The 18,489-nt window shown below is 70.4% G+C and carries 18 protein-coding genes and 1 pseudogene; 12 read left to right on the top strand and 7 right to left on the bottom strand.

Going from position 1 to position 18,489, the window contains the following annotated elements; all coding sequences use genetic code 11:
- Positions 1 to 273: pseudogene (locus VGD70_RS18115) on the top strand (enoyl-CoA hydratase); the annotation flags it as partial.
- Positions 274 to 343: 70 nt separating this feature from the next.
- Positions 344 to 1,723: a 4-hydroxyphenylacetate 3-hydroxylase N-terminal domain-containing protein gene (locus VGD70_RS18110; RefSeq protein WP_331082753.1), complete on the top strand. Its 1,380-nt coding sequence runs from the start codon at positions 344 to 346 to the stop codon at positions 1,721 to 1,723.
- Positions 1,724 to 1,739: 16 nt separating this feature from the next.
- Here VGD70_RS18110 and VGD70_RS18105 read toward each other — a convergent pair whose 3' ends face one another.
- Complete coding sequence (locus VGD70_RS18105; protein WP_331082751.1) at positions 1,740 to 2,210, bottom strand: MarR family transcriptional regulator; 471 nt, start codon at positions 2,208 to 2,210, stop codon at positions 1,740 to 1,742.
- 36 nt (positions 2,211 to 2,246) lie between these two features.
- On the opposite strand from VGD70_RS18105, the gene VGD70_RS18100 reads away from it, so the two are divergent.
- Together VGD70_RS18100 and VGD70_RS18095 are read left to right on the top strand one after the other, a co-directional pair.
- Positions 2,247 to 3,704 carry a class I adenylate-forming enzyme family protein gene (locus VGD70_RS18100; RefSeq protein ID WP_331082749.1) on the top strand — a complete coding sequence of 486 codons (1,458 nt, stop codon included), beginning with the start codon at positions 2,247 to 2,249 and terminating at the stop codon, positions 3,702 to 3,704.
- The gene (locus VGD70_RS18095; protein WP_331082747.1) at positions 3,697 to 4,941 is read left to right on the top strand and encodes a beta-ketoacyl-[acyl-carrier-protein] synthase family protein; all 1,245 of its coding nucleotides are present in this window, start codon (positions 3,697 to 3,699) and stop codon (positions 4,939 to 4,941) included. The genes VGD70_RS18100 and VGD70_RS18095 overlap by 8 nt, the downstream gene beginning before the upstream one ends.
- Before the next feature lie 12 nt (positions 4,942 to 4,953).
- On the opposite strand, the gene VGD70_RS18090 is transcribed toward VGD70_RS18095, so the two are convergent.
- Together VGD70_RS18090 and VGD70_RS18085 are read right to left on the bottom strand one after the other, a co-directional pair.
- Positions 4,954 to 6,498 (bottom strand): class I adenylate-forming enzyme family protein, encoded by a 1,545-nt coding sequence (locus tag VGD70_RS18090; RefSeq protein ID WP_331082745.1) that lies wholly within the window; start codon positions 6,496 to 6,498, stop codon positions 4,954 to 4,956.
- Between the two features lie 76 nt (positions 6,499 to 6,574).
- Positions 6,575 to 7,039 (bottom strand): MarR family winged helix-turn-helix transcriptional regulator, encoded by a 465-nt coding sequence (locus tag VGD70_RS18085; protein ID WP_331082743.1) that lies wholly within the window; start codon positions 7,037 to 7,039, stop codon positions 6,575 to 6,577.
- 203 nt (positions 7,040 to 7,242) lie between these two features.
- Here VGD70_RS18085 and VGD70_RS18080 point away from each other — a divergent pair, with 203 nt between their 5' ends.
- Genes VGD70_RS18080 through VGD70_RS18060 form a run of 5 tightly spaced genes read left to right on the top strand, consistent with a single transcriptional unit; the run spans position 7,243 to position 13,562 of the window.
- Complete coding sequence (locus VGD70_RS18080) at positions 7,243 to 8,487, top strand: ABC transporter substrate-binding protein (protein ID WP_331082741.1); 1,245 nt, start codon at positions 7,243 to 7,245, stop codon at positions 8,485 to 8,487.
- Positions 8,488 to 8,512: 25 nt separating this feature from the next.
- Positions 8,513 to 10,519: an ABC transporter permease gene (locus tag VGD70_RS18075; RefSeq protein WP_331082739.1), complete on the top strand. Its 2,007-nt coding sequence runs from the start codon at positions 8,513 to 8,515 to the stop codon at positions 10,517 to 10,519.
- Complete coding sequence (locus VGD70_RS18070; protein ID WP_331082737.1) at positions 10,509 to 11,282, top strand: ABC transporter ATP-binding protein; 774 nt, start codon at positions 10,509 to 10,511, stop codon at positions 11,280 to 11,282. Before VGD70_RS18075 ends, VGD70_RS18070 begins: the two co-directional genes overlap by 11 nt.
- Positions 11,275 to 12,021 (top strand): ABC transporter ATP-binding protein, encoded by a 747-nt coding sequence (locus VGD70_RS18065; RefSeq protein WP_331082735.1) that lies wholly within the window; start codon positions 11,275 to 11,277, stop codon positions 12,019 to 12,021. Before VGD70_RS18070 ends, VGD70_RS18065 begins: the two co-directional genes overlap by 8 nt.
- The gene (locus VGD70_RS18060; protein ID WP_331082733.1) at positions 12,018 to 13,562 is read left to right on the top strand and encodes a class I adenylate-forming enzyme family protein; all 1,545 of its coding nucleotides are present in this window, start codon (positions 12,018 to 12,020) and stop codon (positions 13,560 to 13,562) included. The genes VGD70_RS18065 and VGD70_RS18060 overlap by 4 nt, the downstream gene beginning before the upstream one ends.
- A gap of 172 nt (positions 13,563 to 13,734) precedes the next feature.
- Here the strand turns inward: VGD70_RS18060 and VGD70_RS18055 are convergent, their stop codons facing one another.
- Entirely contained in the window at positions 13,735 to 14,277 is a 543-nt protein-coding gene (locus VGD70_RS18055) for a hypothetical protein (RefSeq protein WP_331082731.1), read from the bottom strand.
- Between the two features lie 254 nt (positions 14,278 to 14,531).
- The gene (locus tag VGD70_RS18050; protein ID WP_331082729.1) at positions 14,532 to 15,188 is read right to left on the bottom strand and encodes a helix-turn-helix domain-containing protein; all 657 of its coding nucleotides are present in this window, start codon (positions 15,186 to 15,188) and stop codon (positions 14,532 to 14,534) included.
- 107 nt (positions 15,189 to 15,295) lie between these two features.
- Between VGD70_RS18050 and VGD70_RS18045 the strand changes: the two genes are divergently transcribed.
- The 3 genes from VGD70_RS18045 to VGD70_RS18035 all read left to right on the top strand — a co-directional run bounded on the left by VGD70_RS18045 (position 15,296) and on the right by VGD70_RS18035 (position 17,050).
- Complete coding sequence (locus VGD70_RS18045) at positions 15,296 to 15,751, top strand: nuclear transport factor 2 family protein (protein WP_331082727.1); 456 nt, start codon at positions 15,296 to 15,298, stop codon at positions 15,749 to 15,751.
- A gap of 351 nt (positions 15,752 to 16,102) precedes the next feature.
- A complete protein-coding gene (locus VGD70_RS18040; RefSeq protein ID WP_331082725.1) occupies positions 16,103 to 16,603 on the top strand; it encodes a VOC family protein in 501 nt (166 codons plus the stop codon).
- A 237-nt stretch (positions 16,604 to 16,840) separates the two neighbouring features.
- Positions 16,841 to 17,050, top strand: coding sequence for a DUF5988 family protein (locus VGD70_RS18035; RefSeq protein WP_331082723.1), 210 nt, complete (start codon positions 16,841 to 16,843; stop codon positions 17,048 to 17,050).
- Between the two features lie 11 nt (positions 17,051 to 17,061).
- Here VGD70_RS18035 and VGD70_RS18030 read toward each other — a convergent pair whose 3' ends face one another.
- Together VGD70_RS18030 and VGD70_RS18025 are read right to left on the bottom strand one after the other, a co-directional pair.
- The gene (locus VGD70_RS18030; protein WP_331082721.1) at positions 17,062 to 17,598 is read right to left on the bottom strand and encodes a D-beta-D-heptose 1-phosphate adenosyltransferase; all 537 of its coding nucleotides are present in this window, start codon (positions 17,596 to 17,598) and stop codon (positions 17,062 to 17,064) included.
- Positions 17,599 to 17,663: 65 nt separating this feature from the next.
- Positions 17,664 to 18,416 carry a thioesterase II family protein gene (locus VGD70_RS18025; protein WP_331082719.1) on the bottom strand — a complete coding sequence of 251 codons (753 nt, stop codon included), beginning with the start codon at positions 18,414 to 18,416 and terminating at the stop codon, positions 17,664 to 17,666.
- Positions 18,417 to 18,489: the final 73 nt, after the last annotated feature.

The raw sequence follows: 18,489 nt of genomic DNA, 5'->3' as shown, positions 1-18,489 counted from the left end.
GGCCTGGCGAGCGAGGTCGTGCCGCACGACGAGCTGCTGGCGAGGGCACGCGCGGTGGCCGGCGCGATCGCGGGCAACGACCGCCGTGCCGTGCGGGCGTTGCTGGCCTCCTACCGGCGGGTGGAGGCGGAGTTCGTCGGCGGGTCGTACGCGGTGGAGGAACACACCGCGCGGGACTGGAACGCGCGGAACCTCGATCTCGCGGAGTCCGGCAGACGTCGGGCCGAGGTGATCGACCGCGGTCGAGGGCAGACCGCACGCGACCGCTCTTGACATTGCCGGTCACAAGATATGACATAGACGTCAGATTCACTTCAGCTTCGGGTGACAGGAGTGCGCGACGATGCTCACCGGCCGGCAGTACAAGGAGTCGCTCAACGACGGGCGCAAGGTCTACTTCGACGGCAGGCTCGTCGAGGACCTCTCGTCGGAGCCGGCGCTCGCCGTCCCGCTGGAGGCCATCGCGGCCGGCTACGACAAGTTCCACAGCGACGCCCCGGACGCGGTGAACCCGCTGACCATGGCGCCCCGCAGTGCGGCGGAGCTGCGTGAGCGCATCCCGGTCATCATCGAGATGGACCTGCTGCTCAACGTCACCTACCAGGCGCTGATGACGCTGCTGGTCGCCGCCGGCAGGCTCGCCGACGACAACCCGGAGTTCGTCCCGCGCATCAAGGCCTACGTCGAGGACGCCCGCCGCAAGGACATCCGCATCACCGAGTGCATCACCGACGCGAAGGGCGACCGCACCCTCGCGCCCGCCAAGCAACACGACCCGGACGCCTACGTGCGGGTCGTCGAGCGCAGGCCGGACGGGGTGGTCATCCGCGGCGCCAAGCTGCACATCACCGCCGCCGCGTTCGGGCACGACCTGATGGTCATGCCGACCAAGTCGATGAAGCCGGGCGAGGAGGACTACGCGATCGCCTGCGCCGTGCCGGTCAGCTCGCCCGGCGTGCACATCACCAACACGACCTACCACCCGCGCGGCGTCGACCCGCGCGACTTTCCCGTCAGCTCGAAGGAGAGCATGCCGGACAGCATGGTCATCTTCGACGACGTGTTCGTCCCGACCGAGCGGGTCTTCCTCGACGGGCAGACCGCGCACGCCGCGGTGTTCGCCCACTCGCTCGGCCTGTGGGAACGGCTCGGCGGGGTGTCCTTCATGATCAACCAGGCCGACGAGCTGGTGGGCCTCGCGCACCTGATCGCGGAGGCCAACGGCACCGCGCGGGTCTCCCACGTCCGCGAGAAGATCGACGAGATGATGATCCACGCGACGCTGCTGCGCGCGGGGCTCGAGGCGGCGCTGACCCACGCACACGCGACGCCGGACGGGTTCTACTACCCGGACGACATGTTCACCAACGTCACCAAGTACCACGGCGCGGCGAACTTCAACGCGATGGTCCGGCACCTGCACGACATCGCGGGCGGCGCGGTGGTGACCGCCCCCTCGATGGCCGACTTCGACAACCCCGACCTGAAACCGTTGCTGGACAAGTACATGGGCACCGGGCCGGACGTGTCGGGGGAGTACCGCACGAAGCTGTTCCACGCCATCCGCGACACGACCGCCGACGCGCTCGGCGGCTGGCACCAGGTCACGAACCTCCAGTCCGGCGGTGGCCTGTTCGCCCAGCGGCTGGTCACCCGCAAGAACTACGACATCGAGCGCGCCCGCGCGCTGGCGCTGAAGGCCGCCGGGCTGTCCGGGGCGTGAGCGCGGTGTCCGGCGCTCAGCCGGCCTCGCCTGCCGCGCTGCGCAGGAGCTGCACCAGGGTGAAGATCTCCTCGGCGGCCCGGTCGTCGACGCCGAGCGAGAGCTGTTCGCCGATGTCGCGGGTGGCTGGCAGCACGACCTTGCGGCCCTTGCTGGTGATCTCCGCGAGCGTGGTGCGGCGGTCGCGGGGGTGCGGCACCCTGCGCACCAGCCCGTCACGCTCCAGCCGGTCGACGAGGTTGGTGACGGCCGCCTGGTGGATCATCAGCCGGTCCCGCATGCGACCGAGCGGCATCGCCCCGCTGCGGGTCCACGACAGGAGCAACAGCACCTCGAACCGGGCGAAGGTGAGCCCGAACGGCCGCAGGATCCGGTCGATGCGGCCGGTGGCCACCCCGGCGGCGCGCATCAGCGTGGCCGCGGCGTCGAAGGCGGCGCGGTCGTCCGCACCGAGACCCGCCCACACCTGGTCAGGCGGGCTGCTCATCGGGCGAGCCTATCGCGCGCCGACCCGGCCGGGGCCATGACAGGCGCGGGTGACGCCTGGGTGCGTGCGGTGGCGCGGTATGGCTCCCATGTGTTCCTCCGTGCCAGTGACCGGGACTGGACCTATGCGGAGTTCGACGACTGGGCGCGGGTCGTCGCCGCCCGGCTGTCGACACGCGGCGTGCGGGCGGGCACGCGCGTCGCGCTCGTCCTCGACGCCAACCCCGGTCACCTGGCCACGCTCGCCGCACTGACCCGGCTCGGCGCGGTGGCCGTGCCCTTCGACCCCGCGCTGCCCCCGGTCGAGCTGGCGGAGCTGCTCGTACGGAGCGGCGCGGGTGTCGTCGTCACCGAGGGCGACGGGACGACCGAGCCGCCGACACCCGGTGACAGCCGCGCGCCGGCCAGGCCGGTGCGTGTCGGCGCGGACGATCCCTGGGCGGTGCTGTACACCTCCGGCAGCACGTCCCGGCCGCGTGGAGTCGTGGTGCCACAACGTGCTTTCGCGGTCACCGGTGCGGCGCTCGCCGACGCACACGGCTACACCGCCGCAGACACCGTCCTGTGCGCACTCCCGCTGCATCATGCGTCGGCGACGCTCATGGGCTGGGCGCCCGCCACGACGGTCGGCGCGGCGTTCACCCTCACGGGCCGGTTCAGCGTCTCCCGGTTCTGGGACCTCGTGCGTGCCAGGAACGCGACCGTCACGATCGTCGTCCCCACGATCGCCGAGCTGCTGCTCGCCGCACCACCGTCGCCTGCCGACCGGGACCACCCGCTGCGCCTGCTCGTCACGCACTACGACGTGCCCGCGTTCCACCACCGGTTCGGCACCGAGGTCCGGACGCTGTGGGGGATGACGGAGACCAGCGGGCTCGGTCTCACCACCCGCCCCGGCGAGTCCACAACGGACGGTTCGATCGGCGGGCCGTACCCGCCGGACGCCAGGGTGCGGGTCGTCGGCCAGGACGGTGCCGACGTCATGCCTGGCGCCGTGGGGGAGCTGTGGTTCGCCCACCCCGCCGTCATGACCGGCTACGACGGCGAGCCGCCCGCGAACGGCGGGATCGTCTCCGGCGACCTGGTGCGCGAGCTGCCCGGCGGCGGGTACGCGTACGTCGGGCGCGCCAAGGCCGTGATCAAACGCGGCGGCGAGAACATCTCCGCGCACGAGCTGGAACGGGTCGCCGCCGGGTATCCCGGCGTTCGCGAGGTGGTCGTCGTGCCCGTGCCCGACCCGGTGTTCGTCGAGGAGGCGTGCGCGGTCGTCGTGTGGGCGGACGGGCCCGACCCGGTGGGGCTGCGTGCGTACTGCGCCGCCCGGCTCGCCGCGTGGAAGGTGCCGCGCTACGTCGCCACCTGGGACGCGGCCTTGCCCAAGCTCGCCAGCCTCAAGGTCGACCGCCGCGCCGTGCGTGCCGGGCTCGACCTCACCGCGGCCGACGACCGCGGCCCGAGAACGAGGAACCGCACCGAGGAGGACGCCGATGTCTGATGTGGTGGTGACCGGAGCGGGCGTGGTGTCCGCGCTCGGCCACGACGTCGATTCGTTCCGGGCCGGGCTGTCCGCCGGTGACGTCGCGATCCACGAGGCGCCGTGGGCCGACGCCGACCACTTCGCGTGGTGGTCCGGCGTCCACGACTTCGACCCGGCCGCCTGGGCCGACCCGGCCGTGGTCGCGGGCAGCGACCTGTTCGCGCTGTTCGCGCTCGCGGCGAGCGAGCAGGCACTGCGCCAGGCCGGGCTCACCGACCTCGACCCCCGGCGCACCGGGGTCACCCTCGGTACGAGCATGGGCGGCACCCGCGCGCTGATGAAGGCCCAGCACCAGCTGGAGACCGGCGGCCCGGCCGCGGTCGACCGCAAGACGATGATCCGGATCTGGCCGATCATGGCCGCCGCCCAGATCGCCATGCGCCACCGACTGCACGGCCCCGCGCTCACGTTCTGCACGGCGTGCGCGTCGTCGCTCGACGCGATCGGTGCCGCGGCCGACCTCATCCGCACCGGCCGTGCCGACGTCGTGCTGACCGGCGGTGCCGAGGGTGGCTTCGGGCTGCCGGACGGGACACCCGACGGTGCGTTCGTGCCCGCGGTGTTCCACAGCCAGGCCGGGTACGGCGTCACCAACGGTCGTGCGGAGCGGCTGCGCGCGAGCATCCCGTTCGACGTGGCACGTGGCGGCATCGTGGTCGGCGAGGGGAGCGCGATGTTCGTGCTGGAGAGCCGGGCACACGCGGCCGCACGGGGCGCGGTCCCGCTCGGCACCGTCGATGGCTACGCCTCGCTCGCCGACGCCCACCACCCGTCCTCGCCGAACCCGACCGGGGAGTGGGAGGCCGAGACGATGACGCAGGCACTGGCACACGCCGGCCTCCGTGCGTCCGATGTGGACGCCGTGGTCGCACACGGTACGTCGACACCGAAGGGTGACTCGGCCGAGATCCGCGCGATCAACGACGTCTACCGGGGGAGCGCGGTGAAGGTGACCTCGATCAAGGGCAACATCGGGCACCCCGGCGGCGCCGCGGGCGCGCTGAGCGTGGTGGCCGCGCTGTCGGCACTACGGGACGGGGTGCTGCCGCACACGGCCGGCACGTCCACAGTGGACCCGGAGGCGGAGTTCGAGGTCGTCACCGCGCGCCCCGGCGCGGTGGGTTCCGGGCACGCGCAGGTCAACGCGTTCGGGTTCGGTGGCCAGAACGCGTCGCTGGTGCTCGGCGCCGGGTGACCAGGACGGTGATCAGGATGCGGCCGGCGTCAGCTGACGCCGTAGCTCTGGCTTGGAGATCTTGCCGGTCGAGGTCTTCGGCATCGCGTCGCGCACGGTCACCGCCACCGGCCGTTTGATGCTCGGCAGGCGCTCGCGGCAGTGGGCCAGCACGGCGTCGGCGGACACGGTCGCGCCGGGCCGGGGCACGACGACCGCGTGTGGCCGCTCGCCCCACTCATCGTCCGGCACGCCGATCACGGCGGCCTCCAGCACTCCGGGCACCTCGTAGAGCGCGTCCTCGATCTCCTTGCTCGCGATGTTCGCGCCGCCGATGATCAGCAGGTCCTTCTTGCGGTCGACGAGGTACAGGTAGCCCTCCTCGTCGAGGTAGCCGACGTCGCCGGAGTGCAGCCACCCGCCCCGGTAGGTCTCCCCGGTCAGCTCCGGATCGTCCCAGTAGGACTGGAAAAGCCACCGCCCGCGCAGGACGACCTCACCGGTCGTGCCCGGTGGCACCGGCCGGTCGTCATCGTCGACGACCGCGACCTCGACGCCGTAGGTGGCGCGGCCGCACGACGCCAGCACGCCTTCGCGGGCCGTGCCAGCGGCCTCGTGGTCGGCCCTGGTGAGCACGGTCGCGAACGAGCACGTCTCGGTCATCCCGTAGGCCTGCACGAAGATCGGGCCGAACCGCGCGAGCATCTCCCGGACCTTCGGCGCCGGGATCGGCGCGGACGCGTACCCGACGGTGGTGAGGCTGCTGATGTCCCGGCCCCGGTCGGCGTCGGAGGAGAGCAGCCGGAACACCATGGTGGGCACGAGCTGGCTGTGCGTAACGCGTTCGCGTTCGACGACGGCGAAGTACCGCTCGGCGTCGAACCCGCGGACGTCGCCGAGCACGAGGCGCCCGCCAGCCATGAGCACCGGCCCGAAGACGTGGTTCACCGAGCCGGCCGAGTTGTGCGGGTAGGACACGAGGTAGCGGGTGTCCGCGTCGATGCCGAACTCGACGAGCACGGCCATCGCGTTGTCCATGGTCTGCTGGTGGGTGAAGAACACGCCCTTCGGCAGGCCGGTCGTGCCGCTCGTGTAGAGGATGCAGAACCCGGCGTCGTCCGCGACCGGTGGCCTGGTGTCGGGCGCCGCGTCCGCCAGCAGCCGCTCGTACCCGTCCGGGTCGTCGAGCCCGACCCACGACTCGACCGGGATATCCGCACCGTCCACTCCCGACAGCCGGGCGACCTGGTCGCGGTGCGACGCGCCGAAGAGCACGACGCGGGAGCCGCTGTGCCGCAACAGGTGCGCGGCGGCGCGGTCGTCGAGGCGGAAGTCGAGCGGCACGAACACGAGGCCGGCCTTCGCCACGCCGACCATCACCTCGACGCACTCCAGCCGGTTGTCGGTGACCAGTGCGACCCGGTCGCCGTCGGCGAGTCCCGTGGCGCGCAACGCGTTCGCGAGCCGATCGGTGCGTTCGTCCAACTCCCGGTAGGTGCGGGTGCGGTCGCCGTCCACGAGTGCGACGCGCTCCGGGTGGCGGGTCGCGTGACGGCTGACGAAGGTCCCGTAGTGCATCCGGCCGGCCTCCCTGCCTGAGCGGGTGCCGGAAACATATCTCCGCTCTCTCAACTGTTCAATAGGCGTGTAGTCGTCAGGCCTCGATGATCGGGTCCGCGAGCGCGGTGAAGCGCCGCGCGTCCTCCGGTGCCCACCCGGTGAGGCCGAAGCCGATGCCACGCAGGTCCCGCAGCGCGGCGTTGACGACCGCCGCGCCCCGCTCGCTGAGCCGCACCCTGGTGACCCTGCGGTCGGTGTCGTCGTCGGCGCGTTCGACGTACCTGGCCCGCTCGAGCCGGGAGACGGTGCGCGCCGCCGTCGTCGGGTGCAGGCGGACCGCGGCCCCCAGCTCACCCATCCCCAGCGGTTCCGGCCGCTCGGCCAGCCGGACGAGGATCTCCAGCTGCGCGAAGGTGAGGTCGTGCTCGGCGAGGACCCCCGCCATCCGCTGGGTGGCGATCTGCTGGCCCCTGGTGAGCACCGTCGCGGCGGTCACCTGGTGTACCGGGCCGGAGTCGTGGGCGAGCCAGTTGCGCCTGCCCTCCTCGATCGGGTCCATCGCGCCAATCTAGCAGCGGAGAACTGTCCGCCTGGTCAACTGTTCAGACGGCACGCAGTGGCCGTCCGAACGCGGCGCGTGGACCCGTGACGTGAGCCTTGACACGCGAACAGGCGACAGCGCAAGATTTGACATCGACGTCAACAGCTAGTGGATCCGCGCTTACCCTCACCGCCCATCCGCGGACAAAGGACGGTTCTTCAATGAGGAAGAAGACGATCGCGGTGCTCGCCGCCATCACTGCTCTGGTGCTCGGCGGGTGCGAGGCGGCGCCATCGGACTCCGCCGCCGGCTTCGGCACCGAGAACCCCACCGGGGAACCGATCGTGCTGGGTGTCATGGCGCCCACGACCGGCGCGACCGCCTACCCCGACACCGCCTACGGCGCGCAGGGCGCCGAGTACTACGTCAACCGGGTACTCGGCGGGATCGACGGCAGGCCGATCAAGCTCGACATCTGTCGCGGCGACGGCAGCCCGGAACACGCCATCAACTGCGCCAACAGCTTCGTGTCCAAGAAGATCCCCGTGGTCGTCGACGCCTACGAACCCGCGCTGCAGGGCGCGCTCCCGATCCTCGGCGCCGCGGGCATCCCGCTGATCGGCACCCTCGCGGGCACCGGGTCGGCCGACCGGGTCGAGTACGGCAAGGCCTTCTTCTACACCGGACCGACCGAGGTCAGCGCGCTCGGCTCGCTGAGCATGCTCCACTCCCTCGACGTCAAGAAGGCGGCGCTCGCCGTCACCGACGCGCCCGCGTCGCACACCTACGTCGACGAGATCATCAAGCCGATCGCCAAGGAACTCGGCATCGACGTCGCCATCCAGTACCCGCCGGGCAACGGCGCGAACTTCAGCGTCCTCGCCGCCACCCAGCTGGCCGACCAGCCCGACTCCACCGGCGTGATCGCGCTGCCGGAGGACTCGTGCACCGAGCTGTTCAAGGCGATCCGCCAGCAGGGCTTCACCGGCACCTTCTTCGCCGGCTCCTGCTCGAAGTTCATCAACGAGCTCGGCGGCCAGGCCGAGGGCGCGGCCACCCAGCCTCGCCTGTGGGTCTACGCCGCGCGCGACCACGCGCCGGCCGAGGTCAAGAAGCAGCTCGACGACTTCAAGAAGTCGATGGACGCGACCGGCCACGGCGACCAGCTGTCCACCCGCGCGATCTACGCGTTCGCCGGTGTGGTCAACACCGTCAAGGCGATGGGCACCATCGGCGGTGACATCACCGCCGCCTCCGTCACCACGGCCATGAAGCAGCTCAAGGACTTCCCGACCTTCGCAGGCCCGACCGTCACCTGTGACGGCAAGGTCTGGCCCGGCATGCCGACCGCGTGCAGCAAGCAGGCGATCTTCTTCGAGGTGCAGTCCGACGGCTCGCTGAAGCCGGTCGACGACGCCGGCTACGTCGACCTCGACCTGTCGGTCATCCCCGGCACGTCCTCCTGACCCCCAGCGACGCGGAGCCCACACCGTGAGCACCTACCTCCAGTTCATCGTCCTCGGCCTTGGCCTCGGCGCTGTCTACATCGGACTGACCACCGGGCTGGTGCTGGTCTACCGGGCGACCGGGATCATCAACTTCGCCCAGGGCGCCATGGCGATGTGGGGCGTCTACGTCTTCGCGCAGCTGCGCATCGACGGGACGCTGGTGCTGCCCATCGGGCGGATACCGCTCGGCGCGCGGCCGGTGCTGCTGGTCGCGGCGCTCGTCGGGATACTGATGAGCGTCCTGCTCGGGATCCTCGCGCACTACCTGGTGTTCCGGCCGGTCCGGCACGCGCCGGTGCTGGCGCAGGTGGTCGTGTCGGTCGCGTTGATGCTCACCCTCCAGGCGCTGGTGATCATCCGGTTCGGGCCGAACAACATCGTGGTCGAGTCGATCGTCCCGCAGGGGAAGGCCAGCCTCTTCGGTGTCGGGGTGTCCAGCCGGGAGCTCGTGATGACCGCGGTCATGGTCGTCCTCGCGGCACTCGTGTGGGCCTACCTGAGGTTCACCAGGGCGGGGGTGGCGACCAGGGCGGCGTCGGAGAACGAGCGCGGCTCGATACTGATGGGTTTCGCACCCGATCGGCTCGCCGGCGTCGCGATGGTGCTGGCCTCGGCCGTCGCCACCGTCGGCGTCCTGTTCGGGTCGAGCCTCACGGGTCTCAACTCGGCCAACTACACGCTGCTCGTCGTGCCGGCGCTGGCTGTGCTGCTGGTCGCGAAGATGGAGTCGATCGCCGTCGTCGTGGTGGCCTCGCTCGTCCTCGGCGCGTTCCAGTCGGTGGTCAACCTGCTGGTGAGCAAGCCGTGGTGGCCGCAGTGGGCACAGTCCGGAGTGGACCAGGTGATCCCGTTCATCCTGGTGATGGTGATCCTGTTCCTCTTCGGCCGGCGGCTGCCGTCCCGGGGGACGCTGCAGACGATCCGGCTGCCCGACGTGCACGTGCCGAAGATCCGGCCGGTGCCCGCCGCGGTCCTGGTCGGCGTCGCGGTGCTGGTGCTCGCGCTCACTCAGGACACCTACCGCTTCGGTGTCACGTACTCGATCGTGCTGATGCTCGTCGCACTGTCCTATGTGGTCGTCACCGGCTACCTCGGGCAGATCTCCCTCGCGCAGACGTCGTTCGCTGGTGCGGCCGGGTTCACGCTGTCGAAGGTGACAACGGGCTGGAGCATGCCGTTCCCGCTCGCGGTGCTGTTCTGCTCGCTGGTGGCCGCGCTGCTCGGCATGATCGTCGCGTTGCCCGCGTTCCGCATCCGTGGCGCACAGCTCGCGATCGTGACGATCGCGGCCGCGCTGGCGATCGAGCGGTTCGTGTTCAACAACTACGCGCTCACCCCGCCGTCCGGCAACCCGATCGCCGACCCGACGTTCTTCGGGCTCGACGTGGCCGTGCGGGAGGGCAGCGAGCTGAGCAGGATGGCGTTCTCGATCACCGTGCTCGTCATCGCGGTGCTGGTCGTCCTCGCGTTCGTACGGCTCGCGTCCGGCACCACGGGCCGGATGTTCCTCGCCGTGCGCGCCAACGAACGCGCGGCCGCGTCGGTCGGCATCGACGTCCGGGTCGCCAAGATCATCGGGTTCGGGCTGTCCGCGTTCATCGCCGGCGTCGCGGGGTGTCTGATCGGGTACAGCGCCGGCCAGCTGTCCGCCGAGTCGTTCACGGTCTTCGTCGGGTTGCAGATCCTCGCCGTCGCCTACCTCGGCGGCATCACCTCGCTCGGCGGCGCGGTCATCGCCGGCGTCATCGGCCCGCTCGGCATCGTCTACGTGGTGCTGCACGAGGTGTTCGACCTCGGCGACTACTACGCGCTGATCTCCGGGCTCGCGCTGATCGCCACCGCGATCCTCAACCCGGTCGGCGTCGCGGGGGAGACCCGCAGGCAGCTCGACCGGCTGCGGGAACGCTTCCGGCGAACCCCCGAGGCCGTGGCGCCCGCCAAGGCTTCTGGGGACCGGACCGAGAGGAAGGCCCTTTCCGATGCGCGTTGAGGACTCCGCCGGGTTGCGTACGACCGACCTTTCGGTGCGGTACGGCGGTCTGGTCGCCAACGACCGCATCAGCCTGAGCGTCGCGCCGGGCGAGATCGTCGGGCTGATCGGGCCGAACGGCGCCGGGAAGACCACCTTCGTCGACGCGGTCACCGGGTTCACCGCGGCGGCCGGCGAGGTCCGCCTCGGCGCCGACCGGGTGGACGGGATGCCGGCCCACCAGCGCCGCCGCCACGGCCTGTCGCGGACGTGGCAGGCCGGTGAGCTGTTCGGCAACCTCACCGTCGCGCAGAACATCGAGGTCGCGGTCGCGCACGGCGGCTTCGGCGCGATCCTGCGCGACCTGTTCCTGCCCCGCCGCGGCTCGCTGCGGACGACCGTCACCGAGGCGTTGTGGGCCGTCGGGCTCGAGGGCATCGAGGACACCGTCACCCGGGACCTGTCGCTGGGGCAGCAGAAGCTGGTCGGTGTCGCCCGCGCGCTCGCGGGCAGCTGTCAGGTGGTGCTCCTCGACGAACCGGCCGCCGGGCTCGACAGCCAGGAGAGCCTCGAGTTCGCCGAGCGCGTGCGCGGGATCGCCGACGGCGGGCCCGGTGTGCTGCTGATCGACCACGACATGTCCCTCGTACTCGGCGTCTGTGACCGGGTCTACGTCATGGAGTTCGGCAAGGTGATCTTCACCGGCACGCCGGCGCAGGCCAGAACCGATCCGCGGGTCATCGCCGCCTATCTCGGTGTTCCCATGGAGTCCGCCAATGCCTGACACACTGCTCCGCGCCGAGGGGCTCACCGCCGGGTACAACGGCGTGCCCGCGATCCGCGACCTCGACCTGTCGGTCGGCGAGGGCGAGGTCGTGTCCCTGCTCGGGCCCAACGGTGCTGGCAAGACCACCACGCTGCTCGCACTGGTCGGGCTCGTCCCGGCGATGGCTGGCACGGTCACCGCCCTCGGCGAACGGGTCACGCACAAGCGGCCGCACCTGCTGGCGCGGCGCGGTGTCCGGCTGGTTCCCGACGACCGCGGCATCTTCTACGGCCTTTCCGTGCGTGATCACCTGCGGCTCGCGCGCCGCCGTGCCGACTCGGTGCGCCGCGCCGCCGTGCTCGACCGGTTCCCGGCACTGGCCGAGCTGGAGTCTCGCAAGGTCGGCCTGTTGTCGGGCGGCGAGCAGCAGATGCTCGCGATCGCGGTGGCGCTGCTTGCCGCGCCGAGGGTACTGATGGTGGACGAGATGAGTCTCGGGCTCGCACCCAAGATCGTCCAGGCGATGCTTCCCGCGATCCGCGACCTGGCACGGGAGGAGGGCATCGCGGTGCTGCTTGTCGAGCAGCACGTCGAGCTCGCGCTCGCCGTGTCCGACCGGGCGGTCGTGCTCAACCACGGCCGCGCGGTACTCGCTGGGCAGGCGGCGGACCTGCTCGCCGGGCGGGACCGGCTGGAGTCGGCGTACTTCGGCGCCGACGAGTTCGCCGCCGACTCGGTGGTCGAGGGGGTTTCGTGACGTACCGGCCGATGCTTCGCCTTGGTGACCACTTGCGCCTGTCCGCGCGACGGTCGCCGGACCGGGCGTGCTTCGTCCTCGGCGACGGCACTTCGCAGACCTTCGCCGAGACCAACTCACGGGTGAACCGCCTCGCCGGATCCCTTGCCGCGCAGGGGATCGGACTCGGCGACCGGATCGCGATCCTCGCCGTCGACAGCGTCGCCTACTACGAGGTCATCCACGCGAGCATGAAGCTCGGCGCGACCTACGTGCCCCTCAACAACAGGCTTGCCGAGGAGGAGGTCGAGACTCTCATCCGGCGTGCTGGCCCGGTGGCGGTGTTCGTCTCCAGGCGGTACGCCGACACGGGCCGCGCGGTTGTCGCCCGCGTCGGCGGTGTACGGCTGCTGGTGAACATCGACGAGGAGTACGAGGCGCTCGTCGCGAGCGGCTCCGACGTCGAGCCGGACGTGCACGTCGCCGACACCGATATCCTCGGGCTCGCGTTCACCAGCGGCACCACCGGGCTGCCCAAGGGGGTGCTGCAGCCGCAGGGCATGCTCAAGGCGCTCGTGGCGATGGAGTCGGTCGAGTACGAGATGCGGCCCGGCGAGTTTCGCTACACGGCGTCGCCCGCCTTCCATATCGCGGGCCAGGCCATGATCTTCCTACACGTCGCCCGTGGCTTCCCGACCCTGATCCTGCCCCAGTTCGACGCGGAGACCACGCTGCGCTGGATGCAGGAGGGTGGCCTCACCGGCTGCTTCCTCGTGCCGACGATGATTCGCAGGCTGCTCGACCTGCCCGGCGTCCGCGACAGTGCCTACCCGCACCTGCGCACGATCATCTACGGCGGCGAGCCGATGAGCGCGGCCCTGCTCCACGAGGCGATGGACGTGTTCGGCTGCGGCTTCATCAACGCCTTCGGTGCCGCCACCGAGGGCGGCCTGCAAGGCGTGCTGTCCACAGTGGACCACGAAAGGGCGGCGGCGGGGGAGCCTCGACTCCTCGGCTCCATCGGTCTCCCACCAACGGGCGTGGAGGTCCGCATCGTTGACGCGGACGACAACGACGTGCCCCCCGGCGTGGTCGGCGAGGTGATCTCCCGCAGCGACGCGGTGATGGCGGGCTACCTGGAGATGCCGGCCGAGACCAGCCGAGCCCTGCGCGGCGGCTGGTTCCGCGCCGGCGACCTGGCCTACCGCGACGAGGAGGGCTACCTGTACATCGCGGGCCGCGCCACCGACATGATCATCCGCGGCGGCGAGAACATCTATCCGGTCGAGATCGAGACTGTTCTCAACCGGCTGCCCGCCGTGGCGGAGGTGGCTGTGGTCGGCAGACCGGACGACCTCTGGGGCGAGCTCGTCGTGGCCTTCGTCCGCCTTGCCGACGGCCACACCCTCGACACCGGCGACGTGCGCGCCCACTGTCGAGCCCACCTGGCCGCCTACAAGGTCCCGGAAATCGTCCACTTCGTCGACGAGATGCCCCTCAACGCCAGCGGCAAGATCCTCAAGCGCGAGCTGCGCCGCAGCCTCCTCGAGACACCAGCCTGACCACGGTCCCTCGCCACCCGAGGGTCTGTTCAGCGCCCAAAGCCGAGTGACGCAGCGACGGACTGAACATGGTGTCCGATCTCGCCAACAAACCACCTGGCCGTGGGGCTCGCGGAACTCCCCGCGGCATCTCGCCTCGAAGCGGTCCTCCGCTGAGCCGCGCGCCGGGATGTCACTTGTGGGTGAGGCACACGGTCACGGCCGTGAAGTAGTCCGGGTAGGCGGGCTCGAACCTGCCAGCCGCGTCCCAGCCAGGGCTGTCCTGGCAGAACTTCAGCGCGTCGGCGGGGGTGGTGCGGTTGGTCGGCCCCAGGATGCGCCGGAGCCCGATATTGACCACGAGGTAGGTGGCGGCTTTGTACCAGCACGGCACCACGTACCAGCCGTACTTCCTCCTGGTCGTCCCGACGCAGTCGCCGACGTGGGCGGCCGAGATGTCGGGGGCGTCGTCCGGGACGTTGGAGTCCAACGGCCCGACGAGGATGAAACCCGCGGCGATGAGGGCGGCGCCGATGCCGAGAGCGCCGATGCCGAGAGCCGCGTCACGCGCCTTCGGCCGCTTCTTCGGTTTCGTGTGTTCGGGTTTCGGCGCGGGTTCAGGGTCAGGGTCCGGCCGTGTGCGCTGCTGGAGGTGAGCGGCGACGAGCGCGGCAAGCAAGCCCGCAGTGAGCCAGTGCCACGACGCCTGGCCCTGGACTTGGCCCACGTAGGCCACGCCAACTGCCGCGAGGAACAGCAGCAGTTCGAGGATCCTCGTAGCCCGTTTTCGTCCCACTCCCGCCTGGTCCTTCTGCTAGTCGGGTCCCACAAGTCGCTGAGGTGAGCTTGCCAGATCGGCCGGTCCGAAAGCCGGCGTGAAAGACTCGCGCACTTCCTCCGGCGAGCTTTCCCGCCACCTGCGGGCATGGTCGAGCAGCCTCAGCCAACTCGGCGGACATACACACAACCGAGTACGGCAGCCCGGGTTCGTCAGGTAGATGCTCGGCGATGAGGCCGGGGTAGTTCGGGCTGCTCGCGTGTCTGCGCTCGCGCGTTCGGGAGTGGCGCGAGGCCGTCGAAGACAATGGCGAGTACCCGGGCTCGCACCTCTTGGTCGAGGTGCGCGTGCGCGGCGGTTCGTGATGTGGCAACCAGCAAGGCGTAGACCTCGGGCAGTTCGACATCGTCTCGGACGGCGCCGGCGTGCTGGGCGTGCCGCAGCAGAGCAGCGACAGCTCTGCGCAGTCCGTTCGATGCCTGAGCGGCGTCGCCGTCGCTGTCACCGCCGGCGTCAAGTAGAGCCTCGCCTATGGCGATTTTGGTCGCCGCGTCGGCGACGAGGTGGCTGAAGAAGTCGAAGAACGCCCTGCCCGGATCCGTGGCATCGAGCAGTGTTTCGGCCTGCTCGCGCAGGCGGTCAAACCGCCTCACGAGAACGGCCTCCAGCAGCGCCGCCTTGGTGGGGAAGTGGCGGAAGACTGTGGCAATGCCAACGCCGGCCAAGCGGGCCACCTCCTCGGTCGACGCAGACTCGCCGCCCTTGCCGAAGACCTCTTCGGCGACGTCCAGGATGCGGCCATGGTTGGTTCGCGCATCGGCGCGTTGCGGCCGCCGGCTGCCGGTGTCTCGCTTGCCCGGGGTGCCCATCGCTCCTTCGCCCACGCGTTGCCATCCGAAGTCGCGACTCCATATAATCGGAGTCGACACTTCGGATGGTATCCGATCCGACCGCACGCCGATGACAGGAGAGTGCCGTGACCCAGCCCCGTAGCCCGCAAGAGGTCTTCCGCGCACTCGTGGACGGCGTTGCGGAGGGCCGTTGGGACGAACTACCCGGCCTGTATGCGGAACAGACCCACGTCGTGCACCCGTTCGACCCGCTTCGCGCCGCCGCGCTGCGTACCCGCGACGAACTTCGCGAACACTTCAGGCCGACCGACACCGGTCCCCGGTTGCATCGTCGGGCAGCCAACATCACAATCCACGAGACGACCGATCCCGAGGTCATCGTCGCCGAGTTCGAGTATCAGGGAACAGTCGCCGAGACCGGAGAGCCCTTCGCGCAGCCCGCCATCTTCGTGCTCCGTGTGCGCAACGGTGAGATCGTCACCTCCCGTGACTACTTCGACCACGTCACCGCCGCCCGAATCCGTGGCCAACTCGACGCACTTGTCGCAGCCCTCAACGCTGACAGCACCACCTCGCACTAGGTAGGCAAATCGCGACACGACAATTGAGCGGGGACAAAATGCCGCAGGCAGTGCGGCACCAGCTCGCTCGGCAGTCCGAGCTCGTCTCGGTAGGACACGAACCGGTCCTCGACCTCCCGCGGCATCACGCTCGCCACCGTACGGCGGCGCGGCGGAGACCCCGCGCCTGCCCGGATCGGTCTCCGCCGGGCGGCGAATGCGAGCAAGCTCGTCGTGAGGGCGGCGTTGGGGCACGGCGAGTCGTTGGCAGCGATGTCAGGCCGGCATGGGCCGGACCGGCTCGGTCGATTCGGCACCATGCCGGGAGATCGATAGAGTACGGCCGTCGCCCGGACCAATGGAGGTTGCGCCATGTCCGACGGACCCCGGCAACGACCGGAGGACCTGCGGTTTCTCTCCGGGATCATCCTGACCTCGGCCGAGCCGAGGCGGCTCGTCGACTTCTACCGCGACATTCTCGGTGTGCCGCTGGTCGATGAGCAGCACGGTGACACCGAGCCGCACTGGGCCTGCGAACTTGGTGACGTGCACTTCGCGATCCACCCCGAGGCCGACTATCCGGGCGAGGAGACCGCGGCAGGCGCGGTGAAGATCGCGTTCATGGTCTTCGACCTGGGCGCGTTCGCTGCGTGGTTGGCCGAACGGGGCGTTGAGCTGTGCTACGAACCGCGCGCTTTCGGTGCCCAGTCCCGTATCACCGCGGTGCGTGACCCGGACGGCAACCTCGTCGAGTTGACCGAGCTGGGACCGGTGTGGCTTGACCACCTGCGCGCGCACCGTGCCCGCGGCGGGGATCTCGTCGCGGTGTGGGGCGCTCGCGCCGGGGACACAACAGCACCGCTCCCGGATTAGTGGCGGTGCGGTCGATCTCGATATCGAGACGACCGGGTCCCATAGAAAACCTATAGCGATCGACGCCGTTCTGGCCCTGCGCTCTCCTTGCCGGTGAACCCGAACTACTGCTTCCCCCGGAAAACGAACAGCGGCGTCTGCTGCTGGCGTGAATGCTATCCCGGGGGAACTACTGGAATCACTAGTACCGGACAAGAAACAATTTCCAGACATTCCGTCGCACGTCAGGAGAACGCCATGAGCAGTGTACGGGTGGTGCTGTCGGGTGGACCGGCCGAACTGCCGGACAGCGCGCGGCTGCCGGAGGTCGCGGACCTCGCGGACAAAGTGAAGATTCCGTTCGCGTCCGGCCACGAGCACTTCGTGTACCGCGGCGGGAACCGTGACATCGACGGTGTGCCGGTGCCGGTATTCGAGTGGTGCGACCGCACGCGCGTGGCCGAATAGCGCGGACCAGTTCAGGCCATGACCAGCTGCGGGCCGGCGGCGGTGATCTCCCGCAGCAGGTCCGGGTCGGCGTCGGCTTCCGTCACGAGGGTGTCGACGTCGGCCAGCGTCGCGAACGTCGCCGGGTAGGCCCGGCCCACCGCGGTGTGGTCGGCGAGCACTACCACGCGCCGGGACGCGGCGACCGCCACGCGGTTGAACGTGGCCACCTCCTCGTCGGCACTGCTCGCGCCCTCGGCCGGGGTGACGCCGTCCGCGCCGAAGAACGCGATGTCCACGAAGCTGTTGCGCAGCGCGAGCCGCGACCACGGCCCGACCACCGCTGACGACCCCGGCCGCAGGTGCCCGCCGACGAGGCGCAGCTCCAGCTTCGGTCGCGTGCTGAGCAGCGTCGCGACGTCGAACGAGTTGGTGACCACGATCAGCTCCCGGTCGGCGGGCAGCAGCGCGGCCAGGTGGAGGCTGACCGGCGAGGAGTCGAGCAGGATCGCGCCGTCCGCGGGAAGTGCGGCCAGTGCCGCCTTCGCCATGCGCTCGATCGCGTCCATGTCCCACCGTCCTGAGGTCGGCCGTCCTGAGATCCGGAACGAACGAGCGTACAAGGCCAGGCGCCTCAGCAGTGGTCGGCGAGCGTGGCGGCCACCTCCGCGCAGACCTGCGCCTGCTGCCCGAGGAGGTAGAAGTGCCCGCCGGGGAACACCCGGAGCCGGAACGCGCCGTTGGTGTGTGCCGCCCAGCCGCTCGCGGTCACCCGGTCCACCTTCCCGTCGGTGTCGCCGAGCAGTGTGATGATCGGGCACCGCAGCACCTGGTCGCGGCTCGCGGCGTAGGTCTCGATGGCCCGGTAGTCGGACCGGATCGCGGGCAGCGCCATGCGGAGGATCTCCTCGTCGGCGAGCAGTGCCGCGTCGGTGCCGTCGAGTCCGCGGATCTCGGCGAACACGCCGTCGTCGTCGCGCCGGTGCACGCCCTCGTCGAGCGGGTCGGACGGTGCCCGCCAGCCGGACGCGATGAGCGCGCGGGGCCCGAGCCCGTCCCGTTCGAGCCGCCACGCGGTCTCGAACGCGACCGCGGCGCCCATGCTGTGTCCGAAGTAGACGCTCGGTTTCGGTGGCAGTGCGCGGATTTCGGCAGCGACCAGTCCGGCGAGCGTCCTGATGTCGTCGACGCACGGCTCGTGGCGGCGGTCCTGCCTGCCGGGGTACTGGACGGCGACCACCTCGACGCCGGGGCTGAACCGCGCGGACACCGGATGGTAGAAGCTCGCCGAGCCGCCCGCGTGCGGGAAGCAGACGAGGCGGCGGTCGCCCGGGTCGGCGGGGTGGTAGCGGCGCAACCAGGCGGTGGTCGGTACTGCGGTCGCCACGGTCAGGTCCCCTCCTCAGGTCGGCGGCCGGGGCAGTCAACCCCGAACCGGACCGGGAAATCCTCAGTCATCT

Source organism: Actinophytocola sp., from assembly GCF_036402745.1.
GTDB lineage: Bacteria > Actinomycetota > Actinomycetes > Mycobacteriales > Pseudonocardiaceae > Actinophytocola.
The sequence above is the reverse complement of the archived record's forward strand: the minus strand, read 5'-3'. Positions and strand labels throughout refer to the sequence as shown.